Here is a 13,289-nt window from a genome sequence, read left to right as displayed (position 1 = left end):
ATGGTGGAAAAGTAGTATTTTGGCACATTTCAAACTGATAATGTTTAATAACATACCTGAGGGGTAATTTCAAGACTAGAAAGCAAAAAACTTCTCAAAAAAATGGAGGAATTTGAAATGGCTAACAATAAATTCATGGGAACATTCGACACAGAAACAGAAGTATTGAAAAAGATCGAAGACATGAAAGCGCAAGGCTCACGTGAAGAAGACATGTATGTGATGGCCCGCAACGAAGACCAGATCTCAATGGTACGCGGACGCACTGACGTGGATTACAAATCATCCGAAGGTAATTGGATGGATAAATTCATGGGCTTCCTATCCGGTAATGAACCAACTCGTGAAGCCTTCTCCAATATGGGTGTAGACGAAGCAGAAGCAGACCGCTATTACAACGATGTACAAAACGGCAAGATCCTCTTGTTCGTTGACCGTGAATTCGGCGCGAACTATGAAGGAGCAGCGCCATACGATAATACGAGCTACGGCAATGTCGACAGCACGGAAAGCTCAGGGACTGTCGATAGCACGACTAGCCAGAGAAAAGTCGACAACTCGGCTGTGGCACGCGATGGTTTGACTGTCGATACCAATGATGAAAACGATGTAGCGTACAACACGGAGCGCGATGCACTGGGCTCTGAAACTGCAGGTGTCGACAAAGAACGCGGCACTGGGTTCGGGCTTGGAGCTGATGACGGTACGACAAACGATGCCCATGCGACAGGCACTCATCGTGCGACTTCGGACTTCAATGATGAAACGACAAATCGCAACCGCACAGTTGAAGATATCGACCGTGACCTAGACCGTGCAGGATCTGAAGAAGAGCGCCTGCGTTTGCATGAAGAGCGTTTGCAAGTCAATAAAGAACGCGTTCAAACAGGCGAGGTGCATGTCGATAAGCATGTCGTCGAGGAAGAGCAATCACTTGAAGTGCCGGTTGAACGCGAAGAAGTATACGTTGAGCGCCGCCCAGTGAACGAAGAAGATACAACTGGCACGCATAACTATACGGAAGGCGAAGATATTCACGTTCCGGTTTCTGAAGAACGCGTCGATGTCACGAAGAAAGACGTAGTGTCCGAAGAAATCTCCATCGGCAAAAACAAAGTACAGGATACAGAGCATGTCAGCGAAACAGTTCGCAAAGAAGAAGCCGACATCCACAAAGACGGCGACTTAGTCGAAGAAGACGAGTTTGACCGTAAAGACCGTACAGACCGCGATAGACTATAAAAAGCAAGAATGATAAGCGGAGGGGAAACCCTTCGCTTTTTTGTATGCACGGCGCAATTCGATTATAATGGAAACAAGCTTGGAGGGATGAAAATGGACGGGAAAAAAAGAAGCGATGTAAAGCCTGGGCTTGAAGTGAACGTGATCTTGAAAAAAGACCAGCGGACCGGCAAGAAAACGAAAGGCGTCGTCAAGGATCTATTGACGAATTCAGCGACGCATCCTCACGGCATTAAAGTGCGCCTGGAGGACGGGCAAGTCGGCCGCGTCTGTGAAATTCTAAACGGCAAGTGAAAGGATGGGATTTGCATGAGCGACCAAAAGAACGACGATCTGCAATCATCTGACCCGAGGAGAATCGGGGCGAACCGCACGAGCAAAGAACAGGACGAAAAAGAGCGTGTCCATGAAGATTTGGCCACGCGAAAGGACAAGCGCCGAACAGGCGACCCCGCGAAACCCCAGGAACGCAATTTTATTTGAATGAAAAGCAGGCCGCTTAAATAGGCCTGCTTTTGTGCTATTATGAAAGAGATTGCCAACGCAAAAAGGAGTCTATCATGAGTGATTTTTTTGAACGGAAAAAACAAGAGCTCGGTGTCGAGCTGAATAAAATACAGAAAAAAGCGGTGACCAAGACAGAAGGGCCGTTATTGCTTCTTGCATGCCCCGGTTCTGGTAAAACGACGACGATGATCATGAGAATCGGCTATTTGATCGAGGAAAAATCCGTCCAGCCGAAGCGCATCAAAGCGATTACCTTCAGCAAAGCATCGGCGACCGATATGCTAGAACGCTACGCGCGGTTCTTTCCCGGCCTTGCGCCGGTGGATTTTTCCACGATACATAGCTTGGCTTTTCAAATCACGCGCGACTATCTATCGGCAGATGACTACATCATGATCGAAGGGGGCGATTCGAACCGCCTCAATAAAAAACGCCTGCTGAAAGACATTTACGCCCGTGAAAACGACGAGCCGATCACTGATGATCAATTGGAAGAATTGGTGTCGTTCATCAGTTTCGTGAAAAACAAGATGGTGCCGAAGAGAAAATGGAAGACACTTGATGAGCCATTCCCGGGCGCCATCGATATTTTGACGATTTATGAAGAATTCAAAGAAAATCATGAACCGCGGCTCGTGGATTTCGATGATATGCTGACGATCGCTTTTGAAGCATTGAATACAGACCGCAAGCTGTTGTCGAAATACCAGCAACGCTGGGACTATGTCATGACGGATGAAAGCCAAGACACCTCCATGGTCCAGCATGCCATCGTTGAAAAGCTGGTCGAAAGCCATCGCAATTTATGCGTCGTGGCGGATGACGATCAGTCCATTTATACGTGGCGGGCGGCGGAGCCGAGCTATCTGCTCAAGTTCCGCCAGGTGTACCCGGATGCCTATATCATGAAAATGGAGCGCAATTACCGCTCATCCGGCACCATCGTCAGTACAGCCAATCAATTCATCAAAGCGAATAAATTGCGCCATGATAAAAACATGTTCACCGACAGGCCAGAAGGCGGGCCGATCGTCATCCGGCGCCTTGCCTTGCAAGAAGCTCAGTTAAAGTATTTGTTAAAAGAACTTTCAGCTCTTGAGGAATATGGAAAGGTTGCGATTTTGTACCGCAACAACTCTTCTTCAACTTTATTGATGGATGAGCTGGACCGCCTTGGCATTCCTTTCTATATGAAAGATGCGGACAACCGCTTTTTCAGCCATTGGATTGTCCAGGACATACTAAATTTCATGCGTTTCAGCCTGCGTCCAGAACGGGTGGATCTATATTCCAAGATTGCTTCGAAGACGAACGCCTATTGGTCCGCCTCCCAGCTCAAGCAATTGGGGCGGATGCAGCCGACAAAGCAGCATGCGTTTGAAGAAATCACCTTGGCCATCACCATGAAGGATTACCAGCTTCGGATCATCGCGGAACAGCGGAAGTCGATGGACCTGTTAAAAGACATGCCGCCTTTGAAAGTAATCCAGGCCATCCGTCGCGATATGGGCTATGACCAGATGCTCAAAAGCCGCGCGGAGAAATTCGGCATGAAACTCGATTATTTACAGCAGATTCTCAGCACGCTCGAACAAATTGCCGAACCGCTTCCAACGATGATGGATTTTGCGAAACGCTTGAAACAACTGGAGGAAGTGACGAAACAGGCGAAGACGGAAAAGACCGATGATATGCTGACTTTGTCCACGCTGCACAGCTCTAAAGGCTTGGAGTTTGACCGGGTCTATTTGATCGATTTGGTGGAAGGGATTGTGCCAACAGAAGAAGACGCCGATGATCCTGCTTTGCTGGAGGAAGCAAGGCGCTTGTTCTATGTTGGCATGACACGGGCGAAACGCCATCTGGAATTGCTCAGTTACGACAAGGAATCGCGTTTCGTGGAAGAAGTGCGGCGCATCGCCTTGCCGAAAATGAAGCAGGCGGCAGTCGCCAAACCGTCTTCGCCAAAAGCGCCGAAAGCAAAAATTACTGTACCGGATAATCCCGATGCAGTCCGTTCTGTTGAGGAATTGCGGGTGGGGGCGAATATATGCCACCGCGTCTTCGGAAATGGCCGTATAACGGATTTGGACGACGAGAAAATCGGCATCCAGTTTGCCAAAGAACATAAAGAGTTTCTACTGGAAATTTGCCTGCAATATCAATTGCTCGAACTGGCATAAGAAAAACAGACGCAGAAGCGAGGCATTATAGATGAAGATCAGGGATTGGAACCGCAGCCTGAAAGTCCGGCTGGTAGGCGAGTTTTTCATGAATACAAGTTTTTGGATGGTGTTCCCATTCTTGGCGATTTATTTCGCGGAAGAGTTCGGGAAAGGGCTGGCGGGTCTTTTGCTGATCGTCTCCCAAATGTTTTCCGTAGCTGCCAATTTATTTGGCGGCTATTTTGCTGACCGTTTCGGGCGCAAGCGAATGCTCGTGTCCGCTGCTGTGGCACAAGGTTTTGCGTTCTTGCTGTTCGCTATGGCAAACTCGCCGTGGCTCAGTTCCCCGGAACTCAGTTTCGTAGCGTTCACGCTGGCCGGCATGTGCGGCTCCTTGTACTGGCCAGCGAGCCAGGCGATGATTGCAGACGTCATTCCGGAAAAATACCGGAGCGATGTATTCGCGGTCTTTTACACGACTTTGAATATTGCCGTCGTTATCGGTCCCCTATTCGGCGCCGTGCTGTTCTTCTCTTACCGTTTCGAATTGCTGCTGGCAGTGGCCGTCATTTCGATGCTGCTCGGGCTATTATTGCGCCTCTACACGGAAGAAACCTTATCGGCTGCAGTGATGGAAAAATGGAAAGAGGGGGATGCGACTGGCTGGAGAGGGGCAGTGCTTTCGCAAGTGAAAGATTACGGCATCATCTTGAAAGACCGTGTCTTTTTGCTATTTGTCGTTGCTGGTGTTTTGGGGGCGCAGACCTTCATGCAGTTGGATCTTGTCATTCCGGTTTATTTGAAGGAGACGATCGACCGCCAAACGATTCTCGATTTTCTGGGGCGTGAATGGTCCGTGACCGGAGAAACTTCTTTCGGCATATTGCTTGCGGAAAATGGCTTGATTGTGGCACTTCTGACAGTTGTCATCACAAGGTGGATGACCAAGTTCCCAGAGAAGTGGGTGTTCTTCTTCTCGGCCATGTTGTTCGGCTTATCGATGGCGATTTTCCCGATGACTTCGTGGTTTTGGATATTCTTCGTGGCGATGGCGGTCTTCACATTCGCTGAATTGATGATTGTGGGGCTGCAGCAAAGCTTCATTTCTAAACTAGCCCCCGAATCGATGCGCGGCCAGTATTTCGCTGCGGCGAGCCTGCGCTATACAATCGGGCGGATGATTGCGCCGATTTCGATCCCGATGACCGCTTGGTTTGGGTTCGGCTGGACCTTTATCATCCTCGGTACATTTGCGGTATTGAGCGGCTTCGTTTATCTATGGATGTTCCATTTATATGAAAAAAGAGCGGTTGCGAACACATAAAAAAAGCCTGAGCGGTTAAGCTCAGGCTTTTTGCGTGATCAGTTTTGTTCTTTTGCTAATTTGACTAGCATATGTGCAAGCATGTGCTGCTCTTCTTTATCGCCTACTTGCCATAAGCGCTGCAATAGATACTCTTCGCTATTTTTCGGATCTTCTTTTTTCGAAAGATAGTCAGCTACTTTAGATGCTAGCTGCGCGATGCGCTCTTCGCTTAAGCCCATTTTCTCGCCCATCGCTACTTTGTCGCCTAAATAATCGATGAAAGTCGAGAATTCAGCCAAAATCTGTTCTTTCTTTTTATTGTCCGTATTGCTCAATTTTTCTTCTACTTTTTTATCAACGTTTTCCATGTATAATTCACTCCTCGTCATTTTTTGTTGCTAGTTAGTGTTTACCACAGTCTGGAAAATTTAAACGTTGGAATATTGAAAAAGAAAAAGCTGGCTGCCGTTTAAGTAGGGGCGGTTGGGGTATTCAGATAACAAGTAAGGATTAAAGGAGGATGATGGGTGAATGACATTATACGACGAAATCCAAGAACTGAAACAATTCGAATGTGAAAACCGCTGTGTGCTGAGTGTCTACCTCAATACGAATCCTGCAGACCGTGAAGCGCAGAACGGGGCCTGGAAGATCCAGCTGAAGAATGGGCTGAAGCGCCTCGACGAATACTTGACCGCCTCAAAAGATGAAGAAGAGTTGAAAGCCTACAAGGCATTGCGAAAAAAAGTGGAAAAGGAAATAACGGATAATCAAGGCGACCTCCAGAAGGGTGTCGTTATTTTTGCTTCGACTCAAGACGATTTGTTTTGGGTGAAGCATTTGCAGATTTCCGTCAAAACCGATTTTCAATGGGAAAATAAACCAGCGCTTGACCAATTGCGCTATATCTACAAAGCGTATCCATATGCGGGCGTTGTGCTGCCGAGCTTTAAAGGCATCCGCGTGCTCGATACTTCTGTCGGCATCGTCAATGAAGAAGTCTACTATGAATTCGACGCAGGCCTGGAAGTATGGACAGAACAAAAAGGTGTCAGAAGCTCAGGGCGCATTCAAGGGCGCAGCGGCGCCGGGTCGACTGGCGGCGGTGCTGCCGGCGGAAACAGCCCAGTCATCGGAGGCAGCGGCGGCGGAAGCCCGACCGACGAACTGGACCATCGCCTGAAAGAAAACTTGGACCGCTTCTATAAAGACATGGGCTCGAAAATCGAGAAGCTGAAAAAAGAGCGGCGCTGGGAAGAAATCCACGTCATCGGAGAAGCTGAACATGCCCAGTCATTTTCGAAAGTGCTCCACAAAAAGCCGAATAGCTGCATCCACAAAAACCTGATCAATAACAGTGCAGATAAGATCTTGCACGAAGTATTCGAGAAATAATAAAAAAGCTCTGGCGATGATGCCGGAGCTTTTTTAATTGGGCTGCGGGCAGAACGTGCAAGTGCCGAACGCAGATAATTCTTTATACAAGCAGCAGGTTTTCCGCATCGGCCCGGAAACTGCCCGTTCCAGCGGCGTGGTGCCGATGAAATTTCGCCACTGGGATTTGCGCAGCGGTTCCCAATTCCGGTCATCCATCAGCCAGTCGATATCTTCAGCGGCGATCCGTGGATGCTGCTGTTGAAGAGTGGCATAATACCAGGCAAGTGAACCGAGCACGTTTTCCCAGCACGTAATCGGTGAAATCTTTGCGTGGCGGCGCAGCTGCTCAAGCAGCGCGCTTGTTTGCCCGATCAATACATAATGGAAAGCTTCGTTTCTTTGTCCGGCAGTTATTTCAACGAAGTCAGCTGACTCGACGTGAAACGACATGAGCGGCAAGCCGTAATTGTGCATCCGGCCAAAGCGCAGGTTTTCAGGCGGCGTCTTAAAATAGCCTCCATGCTGATGGATTAAGGTGAATTGAGCTGTCACGAACAAGGCGATTTGCCGGAAAAAATAAGAAACCGCGACTCCGTTGTTTTCCGTCCCGCACCAATCCTTTAATTCTTCAATCAATATTTGGGAATTGGAAGAAAAGGGATGGGCTGGACTGCGGTCAACGATGACGGATTGCATTTGAAGTGCTTGTTTGGCAGCCATAGGCAACTGCATCTCGATTCCCCCTTTTTCTCCATGCTACCGGAAGTGGGTGGGACTGCCAAGCATCAAAAAAGCCGCTTCCCAATTCAGGAAAGCGGCTTTTACTGTTTAGACGGATTGCAGGGCGACGGCAGGGCCGAAGAATTCATAATGGATTTGCTCATCGGGCATGCCGAGTGCGCGCAATTCGCTGATCATTTTCTCCATGAATGGAACCGGCCCGCAGACGTAGACTTCACCGCTTGCATCGACCATGTCTTCTAAGATGTCGCGCGTGATATAGCCTTGCGGTTCATCGGAATACAAAGTTTTGTATTTGGCATTGTCCATCGTCGCGACGTATTTTTGGACGTCTTTGTCGAAGGCGTGCAAAGTTTCGTTGCGTGCTGCATGAAGGAAGGAAACTGGGCGTTCCGGTGTTTGTGTTGCCACCGTTTCGAACATGCTCATCATCGGAGTGATGCCCACACCGCCGCTGACGAAAGCGACAGGCGTATCGCGTTTCGTGTCGAGCACGAATTCGCCGGCAGGCGCGCTGACTTCGATGCGGTCGCCTTCGTTCATTTGTTCATGCAGATAAACGGAAACCATTCCGTTCGGGTCGTTATCGGCTTCGCGTTTGACGGAAATACGGAACTCATCCGGACGTGATGCTTGGGACAAGCTGTATTGGCGGTTGAAAAGGAACTCTTCTCCAGGGATTGCGAGGCGGACCGTGATGTATTGGCCAGCATCGTAGCTTGGCACATTCTTGCCATCAGCCGGTTTCAAATAGAAAGAAGTGATGTTTTCACTTTCTTTCACTTTACGTGCAATCGTGAAGTCTTTGAAGAAGCTCCAGCCGTTTTCCTGGGTTTCGGATTTCTCGTACATGCCGTTCTCAATGCTGATGAAGACATCGGCGATGACGCCGTATGCTTCTGCCCAAGCGTTGATGACCTCATCTGTCGCGGCATCGCCGAGCACTTCTTTAATCGCTTTCAGCAAATATTCCCCGACGATTGGGTAATGTTCCGCCTTAACGCCGAGACTGACGTGTTTATTGGCGATCTGGACGACTGCTGGAAGGATCGCTTCGAGATTATCGATGTGCACGGCAGCGGCATACACTGTATTGGCAAGCGCCGTTTGCTGGCGGCCTTGTTTCTGGTTGGCTTGGTTAAAAATATTTAAGAGTTCCGGATGCGCTTCGAACATATTGCTGTAAAAAACGGTTGTAATGGTTTTTCCGTGTTCAGCTAATACAGGGGCAGTGGATTTGACGATGGTTCTTGTTTGTTCGGATAACATAGTCAATCTCTCCTTTTGTTTTCTATAATCCCACTATAAACCGAAAGGGGTTTAAAAGATATATTTAAAATACATCTTTAAAATTTAGACACATTTCATTTCACAGAAAAGTCACACATGGAATAATGGGCTGAAAAAGCCCCGATTCTGCAGATGTGTTTCCTTTCCAGAAATTATAGCGGCGCGTATAATAAACGTGCAGGGAAGGTGAAACCAATGAGATTGACGATGTATACGGATTATTCATTGCGCGTACTCATCTATTTGGGAACAAAAGAAGATGGCAAACTGACAACCATACAGGAAATTTCCGATGCTTATCATATATCGAAAAACCATTTGATGAAAGTGACATTCGAACTCGGCAAAGCGGGATTTATCGAGACGGTTCGGGGCAGGGGAGGCGGCATTCGTTTGGCGGACCGTCCCGAGAACATCAATGTCGGCAAGGTCGTCCGTAAAATGGAAGAAGATTTCCACTTGGTGGAATGTTTCAATCCAGAGACCAATATGTGCCCGATTTCCCCGATCTGCGGGCTACGTGGTGTTCTCGGCAAGGCGCTGCATGCGTATCTGTCAGTATTGGATGAATACAATTTGCAAGATCTTCTATTTAATAAAGAAGGATTACGTGATTTATTGCGCACGTAAAAAAGCCTCCGATAGCGGAGGCTTTTTTTATAATTCGATTGTTTGTGGATCTTTGCCCTTGCGGTTCATTAAACGGACACGCGTTGGCATAATTGCCAGGATGATCAAGTTGGGGTCTTCTGGGCCATCGAACCAGCCGGTCAAGTGTTCGTTCCACACTTTGTCGATCAGCTCACGGTCATCCCGCAGCGACATCTGGCCTTCGATTTCTAGGAAGCTATCGCCGACGCCTTCCCCTTCGTAGCCAAGCAGGATATGGGCGTTAGGATTCTTCTCGAGCTCGTCCACTTTCTGTGTCTGCTTGCTTGTAGCCGTGTACAATGTAAATTCGTCATTGAAGAATGTCATATAACGGGAATGCGGCTTGTTGTCTTTGATCGTTGCCAAAGTCCCGATCATGCTGTCTTCCAAAATTTTCAATGCTTGTTGTTTTAATTCTTGTTGTGCCATTCAAATCTCTCCTTTACAGTAGTATCGTTTGTCAGGAAAACTGCGGGCGATAAGCCCGCAGAAGAAATCATTCTGGATGTTTTTCCTCGCTTGCTGAATCATCTTTCGTATCACGGGGATTTTTTTCGTCTTTCATGTCCTGCTTCAAGTCTTCCAATGGGATGGAATCCACATTCATTTCTTCTTCGTGCATTTCTGTCATGGTTTCTTTATCTGTCTTAACTTGCTCAGGATTGTCCATTGGAGCTCCGTCGCTTGTTTTTCGTTCCTTTTCGTTGAAACGGTCTTTTTCTGCCATCGTTAGCACCTCTCCTTTAGCGTTCTTGTCTATCTATTCCTTAATTGGAGTGCTTTAAAACATTAGAACTTGCTGGGGATACCCGGCTGGCGTATGATTATTTAATAGTGCTAAATAAGGAGGATGGCTATAAAATGACGCAACAAACGAAGGTAAACGTGGGCGGCCTGGATTTTGAATGGGACCTCCCACAAGGGCGCTTCCTCTTTGAAGGGCAGAATTCCGTACTGTTCTGGACTTCCACTGCGATGAAAATGTTCTTTGATTCCATCGAGGAAATCTCTGGGGAAGACGCAGCAACTGTCGTTTTGGAGTCGACAGGATTTCGCCAAGGCCAGGTAGTCGGGGATTATTTCCACAAAATGGGCGGGATTTCCGTTTTTAAAGCTTCGGAACTTATAACCAATACATATGCATCAGCTGGCTGGGGATTGGCATCCATCCGCAATTTGGATATAGAAGCCGCTACTTTGGAAGTGACGCTGAAAAACAGCTGGGAATATCAGATCAATGTGGCACAAGGAAAAAAGACCGGCGGCAGTTTCTTGCCGGCCCATTACGCGGGAATCTTCAGCTCGCTCCTCGGCCGCAGCATTTGGTATGAAGTGGTCCACTCGCAGATTGAAGGGCATGATGAATGCCTGATCCGCTATTTCCCGTCAGAAGAGACGATTGAAAAGAACATCCATACACTGGCACGCCGCAAAGAATCGGAGAAAATCCGCGAACTCGAACAGCTGGTGGATGAAAAGACAGCGGATCTCCATGACATGATCCGGGAAATCTCTTCACCGCTTATTCCAGTGCTCGAAGATATTGTGGTCGTTCCGCTTCTCGGACGCTATGATGAAGCGCGTGCCGAAGAGTTATTGACTAAAACGCTTGAGAATTTGCCGAAATACAAAGCGCGTTACTTGCTCCTCGATTTGACCGGGCTGAATGAAAGTTTCAACCAGCATGCGGCGATGCTGATCGAAAAATTAGGGTCGGCTGCGAATTTGATTGGAACGAAAACGGTGCTGGCCGGTATTTCACCGCACACTAGCATGACCATCACAGAAGCGGGCGTAGACCTCTCTGGCTATGAATGCTTCCGTACGCTTCAACACAGCATTCATTTTGCTTTGGCACAGAACGGCAAGACGATTATCTAATAATAAAGATTTCCCTATCAGCAAAACGTATAGGGAAATCTTTTTTTGGATATTTTTGAATAAATTGGATAAAAATATAAAGAAAATACTATTTAGTATATTGAGATTTCTTGAAAGAAATGATAAGCTCGAGAAGAACTATACATAGCTGACCACTGGGGGAGCCGGAATTGACTGGCTGAGACGAGCGAATGCTTGGACCCCTTGAACCTGATCTGGACCATGCCAGCGTAGGGAAGTGGTACGTATGCTTCCTTTTGCCTGCATACACCGCTTCCCCATGGGAAAGCGGTGTTTTTTTATGGGCTTTGGAGTCATGCATAAGCTGAGAGGAGTTGAGACATTTTGGAGGAAACATGGAGCTATATGGAGTCGGGGCTTTGCACGCCGGCACACAATATGGCAATGGACGAAGCATTGATGAACTGGCAGCGCAAGACCGGCATGAAGCCTGTACTCAGGTTTTACGGATGGGCGCCAGCTGGGATATCAGTAGGGTTTTTTCAGAAACTGAATGGCAGCATCGATCTTGAACGAGCTGCGCAAATGGGCATTCCCTTGGTCAGGAGGCAGACCGGCGGAAAAGCCGTACTTCACGATCAGGAATTGACTTACAGCGTAGTGATTCCGGAACATCATCCATCCATGCCGAAATCAGTTAAAGAAGCGTATTTGGTCATTTCCCGAGGCTTGCTTGAAGGTTACCGCAACTTAGGGATTCAAGCACAACTGGCTGCGGAGAAGAAGCGTTCGAAAGAATCTTCAGCGGTATGCTTTGAAGAACCGTCTTGGCATGAACTGACTGTTGAGGGGAGAAAAGCGGCCGGCAGCGCACAGACAAGAAAACAAGGCATCATTTTGCAGCACGGCTCGATTCCGCTGCAGTTGGATGAAAACCGCTTGTTCGAATTATTCGTTTATCCGAGTGAAGCGGTGAAGGAAAGGGCGCGCCAAGCTTTCCGCACACGCGCCGTCGCGATCAATGAGCTGATTGGAGAACCGGCAAGCATGGAAGACGTGCAACAGGCATTCAAGTCTGGATTTGAAACCGGGCTTGGCATCCGCCTGGAAAAATTCGAACCGCCAGCTGAACTATTGGAAGAAGTGCGCGTGCTCGAAGCCAAATACGCGAGCGAAGAATGGAATCACCGACGAGAAGAGAAAGGGGAACTTATGCGATGACAAAAACAAAGCAGCGTGAACGTAAACCCGAATGGCTGAAAGTGAAACTGAACACCAATGAAACTTATAACGATCTGAAGAAACTGATGCGGGAGAAAAATTTGAACACGGTATGTGAGGAAGCCAGATGCCCGAACATCCATGAATGCTGGAGTGAACGCCGCACTGCGACTTTCATGATCCTGGGGGATACGTGTACAAGAGCGTGCCGGTTCTGCGCCGTCAAGACCGGGTTGCCGAACGAACTGGATTGGGGCGAGCCGGAGCGTGTAGCGGAATCGACGGAGATCATGAACTTGAAGCATGTCGTTGTCACAGCGGTCGCCCGTGATGATTTGAAAGACGGCGGAGCTGCAGTTTTTGCTGAAACTGTCCGTGCCATTCACCGGAAAATGCCGGAAACCACAGTCGAAATCTTGCCGTCCGATATGAAAGGCGATTACGAAAGCTTGCATATGTTAATGAGCAGCGAGCCGGATATTTTCAACCACAATATCGAAACGGTGCGCCGCCTGACAAAGCGTGTCCGTGCAAGAGCGACCTACGACCGTTCGCTGGAATTGCTATTGCGGGTCAAGGAAATCGCACCGCATGTGCCGACCAAATCGAGCATCATGGTCGGGCTCGGGGAAACGAAAGAAGAGATTATCGAAGCGATGGATGATTTATTGGCGCACAAAGTCGACATCATGACGATCGGCCAGTATTTGCAGCCGACATTGAAGCATCTGGACGTCGTCCGTTATTACCATCCCGATGAATTCCAGGAATTGAAGGAAATCGCATTGGCTAAAGGATTCAAGCATTGCGAGGCCGGCCCGATGGTGCGTTCTTCATACCATGCGGATGAGCAAGTGAACGAAACCGCTGTGCAGAAACGCATCAAATACATGAAAGGCGTCGAATCGACAGGCGCAAAAATCGACCGTATCGAATTTTGAAATAGC

At 48.2% G+C, this 13,289-nt stretch carries 15 protein-coding genes and 1 riboswitch; of the genes, 10 read left to right on the top strand and 5 right to left on the bottom strand.

Going from position 1 to position 13,289, the window contains the following annotated elements; genetic code table 11:
• Nucleotides 1-117 precede the first annotated feature (117 nt).
• The 5 genes from DFR62_RS05490 to mdrP all read left to right on the top strand — a co-directional run bounded on the left by DFR62_RS05490 (nucleotide 118) and on the right by mdrP (nucleotide 5,238).
• Nucleotides 118-1,242 (top strand): YsnF/AvaK domain-containing protein, encoded by a 1,125-nt coding sequence (locus DFR62_RS05490; RefSeq protein ID WP_121298574.1) that lies wholly within the window; start codon nucleotides 118-120, stop codon nucleotides 1,240-1,242.
• 93 nt (nucleotides 1,243-1,335) lie between these two features.
• Nucleotides 1,336-1,536, top strand: coding sequence for a YwbE family protein (locus DFR62_RS05485; RefSeq protein ID WP_121298572.1), 201 nt, complete (start codon nucleotides 1,336-1,338; stop codon nucleotides 1,534-1,536).
• A gap of 15 nt (nucleotides 1,537-1,551) precedes the next feature.
• Nucleotides 1,552-1,725, top strand: a complete 174-nt coding sequence (locus DFR62_RS17355; protein WP_158290779.1) for a hypothetical protein — start codon at nucleotides 1,552-1,554, stop codon at nucleotides 1,723-1,725.
• Between the two features lie 77 nt (nucleotides 1,726-1,802).
• The gene (locus DFR62_RS05480; protein WP_121298570.1) at nucleotides 1,803-3,932 is read left to right on the top strand and encodes an ATP-dependent helicase; all 2,130 of its coding nucleotides are present in this window, start codon (nucleotides 1,803-1,805) and stop codon (nucleotides 3,930-3,932) included.
• Between the two features lie 31 nt (nucleotides 3,933-3,963).
• Complete coding sequence (gene mdrP, locus DFR62_RS05475; protein ID WP_167456519.1) at nucleotides 3,964-5,238, top strand: multidrug efflux MFS transporter MdrP; 1,275 nt, start codon at nucleotides 3,964-3,966, stop codon at nucleotides 5,236-5,238.
• A 38-nt stretch (nucleotides 5,239-5,276) separates the two neighbouring features.
• On the opposite strand, the gene DFR62_RS05470 is transcribed toward mdrP, so the two are convergent.
• Nucleotides 5,277-5,588, bottom strand: coding sequence for a DUF3243 domain-containing protein (locus tag DFR62_RS05470; protein WP_121298568.1), 312 nt, complete (start codon nucleotides 5,586-5,588; stop codon nucleotides 5,277-5,279).
• A gap of 163 nt (nucleotides 5,589-5,751) precedes the next feature.
• On the opposite strand from DFR62_RS05470, the gene DFR62_RS05465 reads away from it, so the two are divergent.
• The gene (locus DFR62_RS05465) at nucleotides 5,752-6,615 is read left to right on the top strand and encodes a VLRF1 family aeRF1-type release factor (protein WP_121298566.1); all 864 of its coding nucleotides are present in this window, start codon (nucleotides 5,752-5,754) and stop codon (nucleotides 6,613-6,615) included.
• Nucleotides 6,616-6,648: 33 nt separating this feature from the next.
• Here the strand turns inward: DFR62_RS05465 and DFR62_RS05460 are convergent, their stop codons facing one another.
• Together DFR62_RS05460 and hmpA are read right to left on the bottom strand one after the other, a co-directional pair.
• Nucleotides 6,649-7,329 (bottom strand): ferric iron reductase, encoded by a 681-nt coding sequence (locus DFR62_RS05460; RefSeq protein WP_121298564.1) that lies wholly within the window; start codon nucleotides 7,327-7,329, stop codon nucleotides 6,649-6,651.
• Between the two features lie 96 nt (nucleotides 7,330-7,425).
• Nucleotides 7,426-8,607, bottom strand: coding sequence for an NO-inducible flavohemoprotein (gene hmpA / locus DFR62_RS05455; protein WP_121298562.1), 1,182 nt, complete (start codon nucleotides 8,605-8,607; stop codon nucleotides 7,426-7,428).
• A 216-nt stretch (nucleotides 8,608-8,823) separates the two neighbouring features.
• Between hmpA and DFR62_RS05450 the strand changes: the two genes are divergently transcribed.
• On the top strand, nucleotides 8,824-9,258 hold the full coding sequence (locus tag DFR62_RS05450; protein WP_058383791.1) for an RrF2 family transcriptional regulator: 435 nt from the start codon (nucleotides 8,824-8,826) through the stop codon (nucleotides 9,256-9,258).
• Nucleotides 9,259-9,285: 27 nt separating this feature from the next.
• Here the strand turns inward: DFR62_RS05450 and DFR62_RS05445 are convergent, their stop codons facing one another.
• Complete coding sequence (locus DFR62_RS05445; RefSeq protein ID WP_121298560.1) at nucleotides 9,286-9,708, bottom strand: pyridoxamine 5'-phosphate oxidase family protein; 423 nt, start codon at nucleotides 9,706-9,708, stop codon at nucleotides 9,286-9,288.
• A 67-nt stretch (nucleotides 9,709-9,775) separates the two neighbouring features.
• On the bottom strand, nucleotides 9,776-10,006 hold the full coding sequence (locus DFR62_RS05440; protein WP_101191467.1) for a hypothetical protein: 231 nt from the start codon (nucleotides 10,004-10,006) through the stop codon (nucleotides 9,776-9,778).
• Between the two features lie 134 nt (nucleotides 10,007-10,140).
• Between DFR62_RS05440 and DFR62_RS05435 the strand changes: the two genes are divergently transcribed.
• From DFR62_RS05435 to lipA, 3 genes are all read left to right on the top strand, one after another.
• Entirely contained in the window at nucleotides 10,141-11,160 is a 1,020-nt protein-coding gene (locus tag DFR62_RS05435; protein ID WP_101805562.1) for an STAS domain-containing protein, read from the top strand.
• A 147-nt stretch (nucleotides 11,161-11,307) separates the two neighbouring features.
• Nucleotides 11,308-11,414: riboswitch (TPP riboswitch) on the top strand.
• Between the two features lie 88 nt (nucleotides 11,415-11,502).
• Nucleotides 11,503-12,342, top strand: a complete 840-nt coding sequence (locus tag DFR62_RS05430) for a lipoate--protein ligase family protein (RefSeq protein WP_158290780.1) — start codon at nucleotides 11,503-11,505, stop codon at nucleotides 12,340-12,342.
• Entirely contained in the window at nucleotides 12,339-13,283 is a 945-nt protein-coding gene (gene lipA / locus DFR62_RS05425) for a lipoyl synthase (protein WP_121298558.1), read from the top strand. The genes DFR62_RS05430 and lipA overlap by 4 nt, the downstream gene beginning before the upstream one ends.
• Nucleotides 13,284-13,289: the final 6 nt, after the last annotated feature.

Source organism: Planococcus citreus, assembly GCF_003664125.1.
GTDB lineage: Bacteria > Bacillota > Bacilli > Bacillales_A > Planococcaceae > Planococcus > Planococcus citreus.
This window is presented reverse-complemented; position numbering and strand designations above follow the sequence as displayed.

What these genes read in the sequence shown, in the direction of transcription:
- DFR62_RS05450 (WP_058383791.1), top strand. Translation starts at nt 8,824, where the DNA reads ATGAGATTGACGATGTATACGGATTATTCATTGCGCGTACTCATCTAT.
- DFR62_RS17355 (WP_158290779.1), top strand. Translation starts at nt 1,552, where the DNA reads ATGAGCGACCAAAAGAACGACGATCTGCAATCATCTGACCCGAGGAGA.
- DFR62_RS05480 (WP_121298570.1), top strand. Translation starts at nt 1,803, where the DNA reads ATGAGTGATTTTTTTGAACGGAAAAAACAAGAGCTCGGTGTCGAGCTG.
- DFR62_RS05445 (WP_121298560.1), bottom strand. Translation starts at nt 9,708, where the DNA reads ATGGCACAACAAGAATTAAAACAACAAGCATTGAAAATTTTGGAAGAC.
- DFR62_RS05470 (WP_121298568.1), bottom strand. Translation starts at nt 5,588, where the DNA reads ATGGAAAACGTTGATAAAAAAGTAGAAGAAAAATTGAGCAATACGGAC.
- DFR62_RS05435 (WP_101805562.1), top strand. Translation starts at nt 10,141, where the DNA reads ATGACGCAACAAACGAAGGTAAACGTGGGCGGCCTGGATTTTGAATGG.
- DFR62_RS05465 (WP_121298566.1), top strand. Translation starts at nt 5,752, where the DNA reads ATGACATTATACGACGAAATCCAAGAACTGAAACAATTCGAATGTGAA.
- hmpA (WP_121298562.1), bottom strand. Translation starts at nt 8,607, where the DNA reads ATGTTATCCGAACAAACAAGAACCATCGTCAAATCCACTGCCCCTGTA.
- DFR62_RS05460 (WP_121298564.1), bottom strand. Translation starts at nt 7,329, where the DNA reads ATGCAGTTGCCTATGGCTGCCAAACAAGCACTTCAAATGCAATCCGTC.
- mdrP (WP_167456519.1), top strand. Translation starts at nt 3,964, where the DNA reads ATGAAGATCAGGGATTGGAACCGCAGCCTGAAAGTCCGGCTGGTAGGC.
- lipA (WP_121298558.1), top strand. Translation starts at nt 12,339, where the DNA reads ATGACAAAAACAAAGCAGCGTGAACGTAAACCCGAATGGCTGAAAGTG.
- DFR62_RS05485 (WP_121298572.1), top strand. Translation starts at nt 1,336, where the DNA reads ATGGACGGGAAAAAAAGAAGCGATGTAAAGCCTGGGCTTGAAGTGAAC.
- DFR62_RS05440 (WP_101191467.1), bottom strand. Translation starts at nt 10,006, where the DNA reads ATGGCAGAAAAAGACCGTTTCAACGAAAAGGAACGAAAAACAAGCGAC.
- DFR62_RS05490 (WP_121298574.1), top strand. Translation starts at nt 118, where the DNA reads ATGGCTAACAATAAATTCATGGGAACATTCGACACAGAAACAGAAGTA.